12 protein-coding genes and 1 tRNA gene are annotated in these 15,232 nt (G+C 42.5%); 3 read left to right on the top strand and 10 right to left on the bottom strand.

The window, feature by feature from the left end:
- Window positions 1–28: 28 nt before the first annotated feature.
- The 6 genes from NSTCB13_RS29135 to NSTCB13_RS29110 all read right to left on the bottom strand — a co-directional run bounded on the left by NSTCB13_RS29135 (window position 29) and on the right by NSTCB13_RS29110 (window position 8,479).
- On the bottom strand, window positions 29–3,697 hold the full coding sequence (locus NSTCB13_RS29135) for an ATP-binding protein (protein WP_448274661.1): 3,669 nt from the start codon (window positions 3,695–3,697) through the stop codon (window positions 29–31).
- Window positions 3,698–4,616: 919 nt separating this feature from the next.
- Window positions 4,617–5,498, bottom strand: a complete 882-nt coding sequence (gene ylqF, locus NSTCB13_RS29130; protein WP_445626923.1) for a ribosome biogenesis GTPase YlqF — start codon at window positions 5,496–5,498, stop codon at window positions 4,617–4,619.
- A 101-nt stretch (window positions 5,499–5,599) separates the two neighbouring features.
- On the bottom strand, window positions 5,600–5,983 hold the full coding sequence (locus NSTCB13_RS29125; RefSeq protein WP_445626924.1) for a VOC family protein: 384 nt from the start codon (window positions 5,981–5,983) through the stop codon (window positions 5,600–5,602).
- Between the two features lie 184 nt (window positions 5,984–6,167).
- Window positions 6,168–6,746, bottom strand: a complete 579-nt coding sequence (locus NSTCB13_RS29120; protein ID WP_445626925.1) for a Uma2 family endonuclease — start codon at window positions 6,744–6,746, stop codon at window positions 6,168–6,170.
- Window positions 6,747–7,174: 428 nt separating this feature from the next.
- Window positions 7,175–7,247, bottom strand: a tRNA-Arg gene (locus NSTCB13_RS29115).
- Between the two features lie 44 nt (window positions 7,248–7,291).
- Window positions 7,292–8,479, bottom strand: coding sequence for a murein hydrolase activator EnvC family protein (locus tag NSTCB13_RS29110; RefSeq protein ID WP_448266182.1), 1,188 nt, complete (start codon window positions 8,477–8,479; stop codon window positions 7,292–7,294).
- Window positions 8,480–8,638: 159 nt separating this feature from the next.
- Between NSTCB13_RS29110 and NSTCB13_RS29105 the strand changes: the two genes are divergently transcribed.
- On the top strand, window positions 8,639–8,926 hold the full coding sequence (locus tag NSTCB13_RS29105) for a hypothetical protein (RefSeq protein WP_322694718.1): 288 nt from the start codon (window positions 8,639–8,641) through the stop codon (window positions 8,924–8,926).
- A gap of 53 nt (window positions 8,927–8,979) precedes the next feature.
- On the opposite strand, the gene trmFO is transcribed toward NSTCB13_RS29105, so the two are convergent.
- Window positions 8,980–10,296: an FADH(2)-oxidizing methylenetetrahydrofolate--tRNA-(uracil(54)-C(5))-methyltransferase TrmFO gene (gene trmFO, locus NSTCB13_RS29100; protein ID WP_448274660.1), complete on the bottom strand. Its 1,317-nt coding sequence runs from the start codon at window positions 10,294–10,296 to the stop codon at window positions 8,980–8,982.
- 409 nt (window positions 10,297–10,705) lie between these two features.
- Here trmFO and NSTCB13_RS29095 point away from each other — a divergent pair, with 409 nt between their 5' ends.
- Both NSTCB13_RS29095 and NSTCB13_RS29090 read left to right on the top strand, forming a co-directional pair.
- On the top strand, window positions 10,706–10,960 hold the full coding sequence (locus NSTCB13_RS29095; RefSeq protein WP_448274659.1) for a hypothetical protein: 255 nt from the start codon (window positions 10,706–10,708) through the stop codon (window positions 10,958–10,960).
- A 319-nt stretch (window positions 10,961–11,279) separates the two neighbouring features.
- Window positions 11,280–12,560, top strand: coding sequence for a ribulose bisphosphate carboxylase small subunit (locus NSTCB13_RS29090; protein ID WP_445632148.1), 1,281 nt, complete (start codon window positions 11,280–11,282; stop codon window positions 12,558–12,560).
- A gap of 236 nt (window positions 12,561–12,796) precedes the next feature.
- On the opposite strand, the gene NSTCB13_RS29085 is transcribed toward NSTCB13_RS29090, so the two are convergent.
- The 3 genes from NSTCB13_RS29085 to NSTCB13_RS29075 form a co-directional block, all read right to left on the bottom strand.
- Entirely contained in the window at window positions 12,797–13,225 is a 429-nt protein-coding gene (locus NSTCB13_RS29085) for a cupin domain-containing protein (protein ID WP_448274658.1), read from the bottom strand.
- Between the two features lie 424 nt (window positions 13,226–13,649).
- Window positions 13,650–14,399 carry a hypothetical protein gene (locus tag NSTCB13_RS29080; protein ID WP_448266177.1) on the bottom strand — a complete coding sequence of 250 codons (750 nt, stop codon included), beginning with the start codon at window positions 14,397–14,399 and terminating at the stop codon, window positions 13,650–13,652.
- Between the two features lie 363 nt (window positions 14,400–14,762).
- The gene (locus tag NSTCB13_RS29075; protein WP_448274657.1) at window positions 14,763–15,158 is read right to left on the bottom strand and encodes a hypothetical protein; all 396 of its coding nucleotides are present in this window, start codon (window positions 15,156–15,158) and stop codon (window positions 14,763–14,765) included.
- Window positions 15,159–15,232 lie beyond the last annotated feature (74 nt).

Here is a 15,232-nt window from a genome sequence, read left to right as displayed (position 1 = left end):
CTGCCCTAAGACTCGGTATCGGTCGGCTTCAACTAAATAAAATTTGTGCAGGTAATTTTCTGGAGCATGGGTCAGCCCACTTTTGCATTTTTTCCTGATTTTTAGCCACCCGTTGCAGAATGTTTTGCTGTTGTGCCTCACAAACCTGAGAATAGATTGCCAGATGGGCTAGAGAATCATAGGTGTAGCAGAGCGGAACTATGAATAAGCCTGTAGCACCACCCGTATAGTTTTCGGCGGCGATCGCCGCTGACACCGCCAACTCAAACTTGCCAAACATGTAACACAGACCAAGTTGGTTGGCATAGAAATAATACAGCGCAGTTTGATCGCCCGAACGCTCGAGAGCTGGCACAATTTCCTCTCGATTAAAGGCATTTCCAGTCAGCTGCCAAGGTTCAGCAGAATCGCCAAGCATATTCAAAATTGGTTGCTGAAAAACGGTCAGATGGCTGGTAAGACCTTCTTGGTTGAGCTGCCCAAGCTGATCTCGGAAGGCAGCGCTCTCTCGGTTGAGATCGCTTAATTCTCTGCCTATAAACCAACAATATGAGATGTAAATGAATCCGCAAATAGCAGCCGATTCTAAATCTCCCGTTTCTAATCCAACTTCATAGCCTTCCCGGAGAAACGGTAAGGAGTTCTTGAGCGGCTCTTTCCAATGCCACACGCAACAGTAAATTCCGACATAGACTCTGGATTTCAGTTCTTTGGCATTGAAATGTTCCAGCAACAAGTGTGCTAATTGTGCAAACTCATACCCAAAGTCAATCTCTCCCGTCATCCCACAAAGTATCATTCCATAGTAGCCATAGCCAATTGCCGAAAATGAGCTATTGCCATATTGAACGGATAAATTCACCTGTTCGACGACAATAAACGGTAACAGCGCTGGAGTGACAACAAAAGCAGCAGAAGTAACAGCGGCGAGAATCCGTACAACTGCTAACTTGTTAGGGTCTGACATTTGGGGCAAATTGATTAAATCCAGCGGTTGCCTTCCAGCCAAAATCGATTTAGTCGTCTCGAATGCTTTAGCAATATCTGATTGACTGGGTTGTTTGGGAAAACTCGTTCCTAGACGCTCTACAATCTTCAGAGCAATCTCCACTGCCTCTATAAATTGATGTTGGGCTTGAGCAGCTTGAATTTGAACTTCATAGACCTTGACCGTATCCAACAGATTTCTAGAGTGTTCTATTATGACTGCGGCCAATTGTGTCATCTGTTCAAAGTTGCCGCTCAGGTAAGCGGCTTCAGTGGCAGCTTCATAGAGGGCTAAGGTTAACTCATACTGCGTTTGCCACATATCTTCAGCTAACAAAGCGATGCCTGTAGTGCAATACTCAGATGCGGCTGTATAGGCAGTTGTGGCTCTGGCTTTTTGTCCAGCTTTCAGATTGAGGTGGGCGAGTTCTATTTGCTTAGATAGCTCGACAATTAGGGATTTGCCGATATTAAGTTGGTTAACGATTTCAAATAATTTTTCGTCTTGTTTGCTAACAGGTGTATGAGTCAGTAATAGTTGCCCAATTGTGAGGTGAGCGATCTGTTTTTGTTCGTCTGGAATCAGGAAATAAGCAGCTTGCTGGACGCGATCGTGCAAGAATTTGTAAACCGTCATTTGTCCTTTGTCACTTGTCATTTGCAAATGACCGATCGCCAATGAGGAATTCTGATAAAATTTGTAAATTTCATTGGTAGGAATGATAAATCCTTCTTGCAATGCTTTCCACAAGTCTGAAGCGGTTTCTGCTTGCGACTTTTCATAAACGATCGCTAACGTCGCCAAATCGAACTGATTGCCGATACAGGCTGCCAGTTTCAGAACATCTTGAGTGATGTTGGGCAATTTTTGAAGTTGTTGTGCCATAAATTCCACCACATCATCAGTTAGAGCAAGCGATCGCACTTGTGCTACATCACACTGCCAAAAACCTGCCTCCCAATTAAAGCTAATCAGCCCATCCTCATGTAGCGCTTTCAAAAACTGAGTTGTGAAAAAGGGATTGCCTTTGGCTTTTTGATAAACCAACTCTGTCAATGGCAGTGCCTGTTTTGTTGCACAACTAAGCGAGTCGGCGATCAAATGGTTCACATCTGCTTGACTCAAGGGAGCTAGGTTCAAGGTTTTGATGCTAGAAGAAGTTTTTTCAATTTCATCTAGCGTCAACATCAGTGGATGAGCCGCAAACACCTCGTTATTGCGGTATGCGCCAATAATGAATAGATGGCTGCAATCGCTTTGAGCCATCAACAACTTCAGCAAATTCAGCGATGCCGAATCTGCCCACTGCAAGTCATCCAGAAATATTACCAACGGATGCTCTCTGGTCGCGAACACCTGAATGAACTTTTGGAACAGCAGATTGAAACGGTGTTGTGCCGCACCGCCTGATAGTTCAGCGATCTCCGGCTGTTTGCCGATCAGCTGCTCCAGTTCAGGAATCACCTCGATCAGGATTTGCCCGTTCTCTCCAACTGCCGCTAAAATCTTGCTCTGCCATTGCTCCAGTTGAGTATCGCTTTCTTTAAGCAACTGTCCCATCAAATCGCGAAAGGCTTGTACAAAAGCAGACAGAGGAATGTTGCGGTTGAACTGGTCGTATTTGCCCTTGATGAAGTAGCCGTTCCAGCGCACAATCGGTTTATGCACTTCATTGACGACTGCGGTTTTGCCAATACCAGAAAAACCTGCCACTAGCATCAGTTGAGAGCCACCATTGGCCACATCACCAAATGCTTCTAATAAGGTCTTTACCTCCGATTCCCGCCCGTAGAGTTTTTCGGGTATGAGAAAGCGATCGCTAATATCTCGCTGTCCTAAATCAAACCAGGTGTGTTTGCCTGTTTCTCGCCACTGTTCTAAGCAGGTAACAACGTCATGTTTAAGTCCTAGCGCGCTTTGATAGCGGTCTTCAGCGTTCTTCGCCATCAGTTTGCGGACAATTTCGCCCAGCATCAAGGGCAATTTGGGGTTGAAATCGCACAGGGAGGGTGGAAGTTTCGCAATGTGGTAATGCACCAACTCCATCGGTTCATAGGACTCAAAGGGCAATTTTCCACTCAGTAATTCAAAGAAAGTCACGCCTAAAGAATAGAAGTCACTGCGGTAGTCAATGCCTCTGTTCATCCGTCCGGTTTGCTCTGGCGACAGATAGGCTAGCGTTCCCTCTAGTCCATTGAGGCTCTGAAGTTCCTGGGTTTCTCGTGGTAAGAGCGAGGCAATACTAAAGTCAATCAGCTTGATTTGGTTCGTGTCAGGGTGAATCAAGATGTTGGCTGGCTTGATGTCTTTGTGAATGACGCGCTGTTGATGTAACTGGTGTAAAGTGTCTAGTAGTTGCAAAGCAATGGGTAAGAATTGCTCTAATGTCAGTGTTTTTCCTTGAGTATATTGCCGCAGCGAAACACCACCAAAGTCTTCCATGACTAGGGCATAGCCATTATGATGGGCTTCTAGGCTGTAGGGTTTAATAATGCCAGGAATATCTAGGTTTTTAGCGATCGCATATTGGTTGCGAAACTGGACTAATTCGCTAAAAGTTGGGTATTTTCGTTTTAAGAGTTTGATGACAACTGGTAGGCGATCGCATTCTCGAATTGCCCGATACACTTGAGTACGAGAACCTGAATAAAGTTGCTCAATGATTTGGCAGCCAGCAGTCCTTAAAGTTCCATCAACTTTTGCGCTCATAAATTTTTACGAAAATCTCTTTATACTAGTGTTATAATTCCCGCTACCATAAATTGGGTAACAACCATTAGAAAAGTTACATTGGTATAGGGCACTGGAGCCAAGAGTAGGAATGCAAACACCTTTATGTAGGTGTGGGGAACGCATTTTGATGATTTCCCAAAGTAGTATCAAAACTCCGTTAAAGAGTTTTTGACCTGACAAAGAAAGGCATGAGGCAACATTAAAAAAGTATTAAGAAACTTCCAAATAAAAATATCTCAAAACTGACGCCAAACTTCTTTCTATTTCTTCTCTTTTTGTGTTCTCTGCGCTTGGAGTGGTAGCCTGCGGCTTCGCCTTTGGCGTTCTCGTAGAGTAGCCGCTTTTCTACGAACGCGAACGGCGTGTCGCAGACAGACGCTTTGCATAGCTTGCTTCTTTGTAAGAGTATGCGTCTACGTTTATTTGGATAATTTAGAGCTAATTTGTAAACTCAAGTAAAGTACTTGTCTTGCAAGGATTTCAGGAATTTGAGTCAAAAAAATACTTATTCGCTGAAACTCAGACCTAGTAACGAGTTGAGTATCCTTCAGATTTTCTTTACGAATCAGCTCTTATTTTTTGGAAATTCCTAATTTAGTTGGTAAGTGGAAATATCTAACGCGCGCGATCGCATTTTTCAGTAACTATGTGCTACTCCCATAAATCATATTGACTGCGCTATTTTAGTTTGGTTTAAGCTCAAAGATTTAGCTTATAAAACTGGTCAAACAATTTATCAAATTATTTATCTTTGCAATTAAAAGGCAAGACGTTATCATTATCGCCTAGTTGTTTGGTGCGCAGCACAACATAGCCGCGCCATTGCTTGTGACACTTGCGTAAGTCCTGTTAAAAATCAAATAGTTTTCCTAATTTTTACTATTTGAATTTAGATTTAATTTGGTGGTAATTCTAAACTCATTTCACCCAACAATCCCTTACGAAAATCTGTTAAAAGTTGCCTTGCTGTTCGCTCTACATCACCTTTGTAACGATGCTCTGCCAAGGCGTGTAAATAGGTATCTCCGGTGTCTGATGTGGAATCGAGTTGGTAACGAGATTGTAATGGTTTTTTTGGTAATAAATCTCCTGCTACAGCTTCTAAATAGTTGAGTAAATCCACTAAGGCTGCTGCTACTAGCTGGTTATCGTAAGATGCTTCACCGATATCATCACAAATAGCTAATTTCAAGGCTGCGTCTTGGTCTTCTAATCTTAAAGGGATGACACCAGGAGCATCTAGCAATTCTAATTGTTCGGAAATTCGCACCCAGCGTAGTTGACGAGTTACCCCAGGACGAGCTGCACTTTCCACAACTCGCTTTCCCAATAAGCGGTTAATTAAAGCTGATTTACCGACATTGGGAAAACCAATCACCACAGCCCGCACTGGACGGGGTAACATCCCGCGATCGCTTCTTCTTTGATTGAGTTCTACCCCAGCAGCTTGCGCTGCCCGCGCTACTTCTGCTATACCTTTACCATGTTGAGCGTTGGTAAAATAAGGGACTTCTCCTTGACGTTTAAACCAATCGATCCACAGCGATCGCATTTGTGGTGTAATCATATCTACTCGGTTAAGTATCAATACCCGTTTTTTACCTTCTACCCACTCACCTATTTGGGGATGGTGAGTTGCTAAGGGAATCCGAGCATCTCGTACCTCAAACACCACATCTACACGCTTTAGCTGTTCTTTGAGCTTCTTTTCAGCTTTCGCAATGTGACCTGGATACCATTGAATCAGGTTTAATTTATAGTTTTGAGTTATAGCCATTTGTTATTTGTCCTTTGTTATTTGTTCTTTGTCATTTGTCCCTACCCTGCGGGAAGCCGCTGGCGCGTCTATGTCCTTTGCAAATGACCAATGACAAATGACTAATGACTCCTTTTAGCAGCTTGATGTAAAATCAGACGATTGCCATCAGGGTCATAGGCATATATTTCTCTGCCGTGGGAAGCAATGGAAATGTCTCCTGGTGGAGGATAGCCCAAAGCAGTTAGGTGAGCGATCGCATCTTCTAAGTTACTCACCTCTAAACACAAACTTATCTTACTTTTGGCGCTCGCTTCAAATTCCGATTCGTTTGTGTTCTTTGGTTTAAAAATACCTAAACGCATACTAACTAAATTAAACTCAGCATAAACATTGGGAATCAAAATAACTGGCTTTTGCTCCAGCAATTTGGTATAGAAATTCACTAACTTCTCAAAATTAACCGATGCTATAGTGACAAATGCGTTAGTGTACTGAAAAACCATATTGGTTTTAAGTTAGTTGATTTTTTTGCTGAAGAAGTGCGATCGCCAATCAAAAAAGATTTTCACTTTTCTAAAGTTCTTACACTCAGCACTTGCGGCGGTGTCGAATCTGGTTTGAGCTTTCAAGGAAGCGTCGATGGTTTCAGCGAATTTGAGTAGAAATAAAATCAAGATAATCAGTTATCTATGCAAAAATCTGCTGTAAATTTAAAACAAAACCAGGGATAACATCTTCACCCGATAAACTTGTAGGAGATTGTAAAACTTCCGGTACAAGATTTGGGCGATAAATTATTACTTGTTTCTCTTTAGGATTAATTAACCAACCCAGTTGTAAGCCATTTGCTAAATATTCTGTCATTTTGGCTTTAGTATCTTCTACATCATCAGTTTCAGAGACTAATTCCACTGCAAAATCAGGACACAAAGGGAGAAATTTCTTTCTTTGTTCTGGGGTAAGAGCATCCCATCTTTCTATCCTTATCCAAGAAGCATCAGGTGAACGAGTTGCCCCATTTGGCAATTTAAACCCAGTAGAAGAATCAAAAGCTTTTCCGAGTTTATTCTGTCTGTTCCAAACTCCTAAATCAAGATACAGTTCAAAATTACGGTTTCCCGTTTCTCCCCCAGTAGGTGACATGATAATTAATTCCCCTTCCGCAGTTAACTCTAGTCGTAATTCTTTATTCACAGCGACAATCTGTGCAAATTCCTCATCAGTAAATTGCAGATTAGCAGGTAATTGTAAGGTTAAAGCAGTCATAATTAATTGCGCTCCACAAAAATCCTAGTTGCATCATACCCATTTGCTGCTAATAGGAAAGATTTAGCATCTACTTCTACTTTAGGAATTCGCCCAACAAATGCGACGGTGTTTGATTTTTTAAAAAGTTCGGGGTAGAGATAGGGGTGAGAGACTGAATCAGTTAAGAAAAATTGTAACAAAGCACAACCCAACAAAGCCCCGGAAATGTTGGGTTAGCCTTCCCTTCGGGACGCTACGCGTAGCTTGCTTCCACGAAGTGGTATGGGCAGCAAGCTACGTTCCTTAATCCAACCTACACAGTTTAAAGTTTTTGGCTAATTTTTTTATTCCAGACTATCCATTCCCATTCTGTCTCATATGGTAAATTAGGTTTATCCCATGAGAGAAAATGACCTCTCGATTTTCTGGTTAGTCTGTAAAGGTAACGAGCGCGGAGGGATTTGAACCCCCGACCCACAGAACCGGAATCTGTTGCTCTATCCACTGAGCCACGCGCCCTCATTCTTCAATATTATAGCACGTCTGCGATCGAATTCGCAGCTTTAAAGATAATTAGCTGGGTCTACGGGTGTACCATTGCGACGAACTTCAAAGTGGAGGTGGGGGCCAGTTGAGAAACCTGTGGAACCGACAGCTGCGATCGCTTGTCCGCGTTCAACTGCTTGTCCCTCAGAAACATATAACTCGCTAGTATGCCCGTAGAGTGTAGTTATGCCATTGCCGTGGTCGATAATTACCGCTCTGCCATAACCACCATACCAGCCAGCAAAAATTACTCTTCCTGAATCGGCTGCTCGAATTTTACTGCCATAGCTAGCGGCAAAATCTAAGCCGGCATGAAAGCGACGATAGCCAAGAATTGGGTGTATCCGCCAGCCGAAAGGACTGCTAGTAGAAGCATCGCTAGGATATGCCATTATACCAGTTCCTCGAATGATGATACCTGTTCGGCTGTTGGTTTTTCCTTGGGCTTCTGCTACCTTTTGTTGAATCAAAACTTCCAGATTTTTGGATTCTCTTTCTAGCTGATTTTGCGCAGCTTCTAAGGCGAGGCGATCGCTATTTAGGCGTTGAATCAATTCTGATTGTGATTGCGCCTGGGTTTGATAATCGGCTTTTTGTGCCAAGAGTTGCTCGCGAATTAAGCCAATTTCGTTTTTTTGCTGTTCTACTTCCGTTTTTTGTTTATCAATCGAGTTTGCTTGGGTGTTGAGTTTTAGCAAAATTTTCTGGTCTGCTTGAAACACTAACTTCAACTGATGACGACGGCTGAAAAAGTCGCTGATATTTTCACTTTCGAGCAAAACTGCCCATCCCGCAAAAGCAGGCGATCGCTGGAGATAACGCAATCGTGCTACTGTTGCGATTTGCCGCTCCTGATATGAACGTTCTGCCACATCTAAATCAGCTTCTAACTGCTGGAGGCGTTGGCTAGCAAGTTGTAATCGTGATTCGCTCTCTTGAAGATAGCTATCTGTAGTTTGCAGATTTTGGTTTAAACCAGTGAGGTGTTTTTGGGCCTCTTGTTGGAGATTAGTTAAGCGATCGCGCTCTCCAACTACACCCTGACGCTGCTGGTTCATTTGTTGCTGCTGTTGTCGCAGAGTATCAATAGACTCTGTAGACGTTGCATCGGCTGGAATTAATGCCAAACAAATCCACAAAATACAGCAAAATGCAATAGATAAACAGCAATAAATCTGCTTTTTTTCTAGAAATCGCCCTCTCATAGTGCGAACCTAACTAAAACGATGCTTTCAAACACTATGAGGATTATTCCCAAAATCTGATTCACTCACTCCAACGCATTATTAAATTGGCCTGCCAAGTTGTAACACAAGGATTCTAAGTATGTCAGCATTGAGCAGGTTTATTAGCGGGTGAGATGTATGAACGCACGTATAGCAATTCTCTTAATTACCTTGGTTTTTCCAGGTTTGGCAGTGGTGGGAGTATCGTTGTATTGGTTTAATCTCGATTATGCAGCACTGATTAAAGCCGAAAAGTATGTGGAAAACCTGGTAGAGGTCGGAAAAGTAAATGATAGACAGTTAGAGTATGCCTATCATCGCACCTACATTCATCGCATCAACGTATTTGCCGATGGTACTTGGGGATTGCTAGGAGGTGTAATTACAGCGCTAGGTATACATGGATTAGTCACTATTAAAAAATAGATCGGGGAGACAAGGGAAATAATCAATGCTCCATGCCCCATGCCCAATGCCCATTAATTACGATTAGCTTTCCAATTTGCCAAATCAGCTAAAGAGCGATCGCGGTAACGTCCATAACGCTCTGGTTTACTTTTGATTTTCATTCCTAAATCGGGAAAAATCCCAAAGTTAGGCGGCATTGGTTGGAAATGTTTGGGCGAAGCGGAACTAATAAATTCTAATAATGCACCGATCATGGTTGTTGGTGGTAAAACCAAAGCTTCTTTACCCAAGGCTAACCGCGCGGCATTAATTCCCGCCAAGCAACCACCCGCAGCCGCCGCAGTGTAACCTTCAGTACCAATCAATTGCCCAGCGGCTAACAATGTCGGACGCTCTTTAAATTGCAAGGTAGGATGCATTAACTGGGGAGCATTAATAAAAGTGTTGCGGTGCATCACTCCCAACCTGACAAACTCTGCTTTTTCTAAACTGGGAATTAATTGAAAGATTCGCTTTTGTTCGCCCCAACGCAGATTTGTTTGAAATCCTACCATGTTCCATAGTTGACCGGCTTTATCTTCTTGTCGTAACTGCACCACAGCATAAGGGCGTTCTCCTGTGCGAGTATCTGACAATCCCACTGGCTTTAAGGGGCCGTAGCGCATGGTATCTTCCCCGCGCTGGGCTAGTTCTTCTATGGGCAAACAGGCTTCAAAAAATTTCGCCGTTTCTCGTTCAAAACCCTTGAGTTCTGTTTGTTCAGCTTTACAGAGTTCTTCCCGAAAGTGCAAGTACTGCTCTTTATTCATTGGGCAGTTAAGATAAGCGGCTTCACCTTTGTCATAACGTGATGCCATAAAAGCAATGTCACGATTAATCGATTCTCCGACGATAATCGGACTGGCTGCATCAAAAAAGCTGAGGTATTCCATCCCGGTAAAGCGGCGCAAATCTTCTGCTAAATCGGGACTAGTTAAAGGCCCGGTTGCCAAAACCACAATTCCTTCAGGAATTGCAGACACTTCACCCCGACGGAATTCAACTAAAGGATGACTCGCTAAAGTTTCAGTTAAATCTTGGCCAAATTGTCCCCTGTCTACAGCTAGCGCCCCACCAGCAGGTACGGCGTGTTCATCAGCTTTTGAGATCACAATCGAACCGAGTTGGCGTAACTCTTCATGCAATAATCCCGCCGCGCGATCGCTTGCCATTGCCCCAAAGGAATTACTACACACTAATTCTGCTAAATGTTCTGTATGATGAGCCGGACTAAATCGCTTTGGACGCATTTCATGCAGAATTACTGGCACTCCAGCTTGCGCTATTTGCCAAGCTGCTTCTGTCCCAGCTAGTCCACCTCCAATTACTTCTATCGGTTGTGTTTCCATAGTTAAATTTTAATTCCTATATTATAAGTATCCTTCAGCATTACAGAAGTAAAATTAAATCAAAAATGATGTTAAACCACAACAAGTGCAAATAAAGTATTGGGCCAATTGTAACGTTGAGACTACACTTTCAAGGTTTTTTACAATCGTTTTTGCCATAATATGAAAAGCCACCGCCAGCGTTGGGCTAAACATTTTTCAACTGGCACACTGCTAAAAAGTGCGTTAGCGTAGCTTACCGTAGGTATCGCGTCCTCAGCCCTTGCCTAATTGGATTAATCAAAAAAATAGCAAAATTAGTCATAAAACTAGGATATTTTGGATAAAACCTTGATTTATCCTTTTTTTAGATGATACATTAAGTACATATTCAATGATTAGTTAAAATGGCGTAATTAAGACGTGGTTTATGACTAAAAACAAAATCAAAGATAACGTCGTTTTCAATCTAGCTCCAGTTATGTTTATTGAAGAAGTAATAGATGATGAGGAATTGAAAAGTGTATACGGTGGCGCAACGCCTCCTGTTTCGCGACTAACTCCTGAAATTCTTGCTGCTCTTGCAAAGCGCGGTATTATATTGCCTAACGATCCTAATAACCCAGATTTATTAACAGAAGAGGCGTTGTCTGCTTTAAAAGAAATTTTGCCTAATGAGACGTAGTAGATACAATTTCCCTTACCCTTTAACCTTTCTCCAATAGATATCTTTCAAAATTTACTTTTGCAAGATGTCGGGGAAAGGTTAAAGGTTAAAGGTTAAAGGGTAAGTGGAAATTAATTCTATCCCTTTCCCCTTGACCCCTTCCCCTTTCCCCTACAATGCTAAGAAGTTCAATATCTTAGCATTTGTTACTTTTGCGAGATGTCTAATCAACCCAACAGATGAACAAACACAAGCTTGTCTGAAAGAAAAGCGATCGCTATCCCCAAAAAAAATTAACATTAACCTTAGAAGTGTTAATTTTTCATCACATAAACTCATGGGTTACTACATCGCTCCCCGCTTTTTGGACAAACTTGCTGTCCACATTACCAAAAACTTCCTGAAGCTTCCTGGCGTGCGAGTTCCCGTGATACTGGGTATTCATGGACGCAAAGGAGAAGGCAAAACATTTCAATGTCAATTAGTCTTCGAGAAAATGGGTATCGAAGTTACTAACATATCTGGTGGCGAATTGGAAAGTCCAGATGCGGGAGATCCAGCGCGGTTGATTCGGTTGCGCTATCGGGAAACAGCAGAACTGATCAAAGTACGCGGCAAAATGTGCGTACTGATGATTAACGATTTAGATGCCGGTGCAGGACGTTTTGATGAAGGGACTCAATATACTGTAAACACGCAGTTGGTGAATGCCACACTGATGAATATTGCTGATAATCCCACAGATGTGCAGTTGCCAGGAAGCTATGATTCCACACCTTTACATCGTGTGCCGATTATTGTCACAGGTAATGATTTTTCTACCCTCTATGCACCGTTAATTCGGGATGGACGGATGGAGAAATTCTACTGGGAACCAAATAGGGACGATAAAGTGGGAATTGTCAAGGGGATTTTTGAACAGGATGGACTGTCACAGAAGGAAGTTGAACAGCTAGTTGATACTTTTGTCAATCAGTCCATTGACTTTTTTAGCGCTTTGCGATCGCGCATTTATGACGAACAAATCCGCAACTACATCCACAAAGTAGGTTTTGAGCAGATATCCTTGAGTGTGGTTAACAGCGCTAAAGGGCCGCCAGAATTTCAAAAGCCAGATTTCAGGCTGTCTCACTTAATCGAGTCTGGTAACTTCCTGGTTGGCGAACAAAAACGGGTGGAAAATTCCCATTTGGTTGATGATTACAATCGTCTCAATCGAGGTAGAAATTCTCAATCAGCACCACCTACTGTTGTAACACCAATTAAACCAATTACTCAGCCAGCAAATGGCCCAACCCAAGAAGTAAAAACTAATGGATTTCAGAAACAGGAAGCATCAAATTCACATTTGACCCTAGACACACAAGCTCAAATTAGACAATTATTATCTCAAGGTTACAAAATTAGTATTGAACACGTAGATGAGCGCCGCTTCCGCACAGGTTCTTGGCAAACTTGTGTTCATAGCCACATTGATGCTGAGACTGATGCAATCTCAAATTTGGAGGCAACTCTGGCAGAATATAGCGGTGAGTATGTGCGCTTAGTAGGTATCGATCCTAAAGCCAAGCGGCGGGTGGTAGAGACAATTATTCAGCGTCCCAATGGGAACAATTAGGGGCAGATACAGCAAAATCTGGGTGTTTAACGACCAAACGTCACCGGACGCAGACAACCTTGGCAACTCAACCGACCAACTTGTGGCGTTCCGGTGCAGCAACTTGTTAGGCGACGCTTTGATAGCGCACCTAGCGAGAACATCGTCGGGCATTTTTACACAGCCGCACGCTGCGCGTACAAAAAGCATCCAGCAATCATTTCTAGTAAGGACTCGAGGCAGGTTCTCCCGCGCCGTTAGTCCAAATGTCGTCTGGCAGCGATCGGGTCACGGTGACAAACCCGATCGTGGTCAGGATACGTGATTGTGTCTACTTCCGCTCGAGTGCCGACTATCAGGCATTGCGTTGCCTTGGAGCTACGATTCTCAAGAAAGTGGCCTATCGGCACTCCTGCTTGAAAAGTTGCGGCGTCGCCAGGACGTAGTACAGTCTTTGCGTCTCCTTCGATGAGCACGATCTCGCCTTCGAGGACATAGACCATTTCATCCTCAGCACTATGCCAATGTTTGATCGACGAACGAGAGCCAGGCTGCAAGACTTCGATGAACGCGCCGAACTGGGTAAGTCCTCCTGCTTCGCTGATCCAGAGCATACGATTTGGTTTATGCGCGGTGTGAGAGGGACTTTCCTCCACGATGAGACTATCAGGAGTGATAACAGTCATATCGGTACCTCTGGTAATTCTGGAGCAATAGGCTTCTTGGCATTTGTCGGGAAAAGGGGAAAGGGGAAAAAGGTTCTGCAAAAGTCCCTTTCCCCTTTAACCTTTACCCTTTTCCCCCTCTTGCAAAAAGCACTTTTGCAAGAGGTCTAATAGGTATTCCATTGTGTCTAGGGCACGAATCGACGCAAAACTTCGTTCGTGTCCCTAAATGAAGCGTTACTTTCAATTCGGTTAAGGCAAGAGACGCGATGAATCGCTGTTTCTACAAAGTCAATTTTAAATCATTTGCGAACAACAAGAAAACCTTAAATCCATAAGAAGTTGGGGATTTAAGGTTGTAAATTCGATTCGCCAGGGTTGTTGTCAATTCTTAAACAACTGGAAACAATATGTTTCCTTAATTTGAAAGCTAAATTTTTCCCTTTTACCAACAAGTATTGGCTGAAGCTGAGGTCATCGTTCTTAAATCGCTTGTAAATGCGGCTGTGTATTGATAAGGTGATGAACCAGAGCAATTCATGGAATTTGTATTAGTGCCACGAGGAGTCCACCATGACTGAGCTTTCACAGTTAAATTTGTGCCATTCCATGATAGAGAATTGACAAGTAAAGAATTAGTTTGTCCATTGTCTGGCTTTTTAGAAGATAAAAATGTGGCATAATCAACCTGGCCATTAGCTGGATTAATCCGGGCTATCACTGCGGCTTTTGGCCCGCCTCCATTACCATAGCTAGACAACCACCGACCACTGGCAAAACGGCTAAAATTGTTACCTGTCTGACTGCCTGTAGAAGAGTAAATGCCATATAAAACATCACTTCCATTCCAATACAATCCGTAACCTGTACCATCATCACCTGTGGTTTCGTAATCATCACGACACCATGCTTTTATCCCATTATTAAAGCGGATAGTTATAGGGTTTTTGTTATTTGAGAATTGCTGATAACCAATGTAAATTCTTGCTGTTCCATTAGCTACTTTGGGGCCATTTTTAGCTGCAATTGTCGCTTCACTATCATTGCAACTGAATGTCACAGGTTCACCGACCGATGTATTTATGGTTTCAGCTAAAACTGGAGCAGTTTTTTGTGTGAGAACTAAGTCACCTACTAAAATTACAGACAAAGAAATGCCCGCAAAATACTTGTGTAATTTGCCAGAATAAATCATGTTATGAATCTGCCGAGACAAGGAACGGAAAACACCGTATCACTATAAACTCTAATCAGTATTTAGACAAGCAAAATGCTTGAAAACACTATGCAGCAGGAGTCTCAGTATTCTAAAATATTAAATATAACTACAAAATGCCCGATCTAATATGCATGATGATGCATGATAGTAGCTGTATATAATTATTATTTATCAAAGACCGTTAGTAAATATAAAAAATTGCAATATGTTATGCTTTACCATAAACAATTGCAATAATTGAGAAAATAATTTTAATCAGCCAAGTGCCTTTGTTCTTTCCGTAGATCCCTTGTAAGAACATTGCTTTTCCTGCTGTTTCATGCTTTTATCTGGGCTGTATTAGGTAGTTTTAGTATTTTTATCTGATGCTTCTCCACCAGCAGCTTTCAAGCGGCTCAATCTGCTTTTGCGAATCCGTTCACTATCGCGAACCCCACCCGCCATTTCATATTCGCTGCTATCTTTGCCATATTTAAAAGCAACTCCTCTGACCATCTTATCTGTAAGATTACTTAGGGTTTTCTCCATCGCATCAATTTTAGTTTTAGAAGAATCAATTACAGTTAAGGCAGTGTTATAAGCATCAAGCATGGTTCTTAGCTGTTCAATTGCTTGATTCAAGTTTTGCAAATCGCAATCATCACCAAAACTCATATTTGAATCAATTGCTTTTAGTCCAGCGGATCTCAACTCAGCTTTTTCGAGAACACGGGATGTACGTTTTTTACGAGACATCAATATATTCCTTAGAGAGGTTTCTAAAGCTACTTTGGCTTACTAAAGCTGTTTTTTGGTTCAGTAAAATTAGT

It is taken from the genome of Nostoc sp. DSM 114160, assembly GCF_053470305.1.
The sequence above is the reverse complement of the archived record's forward strand: the minus strand, read 5'-3'. Positions and strand labels throughout refer to the sequence as shown.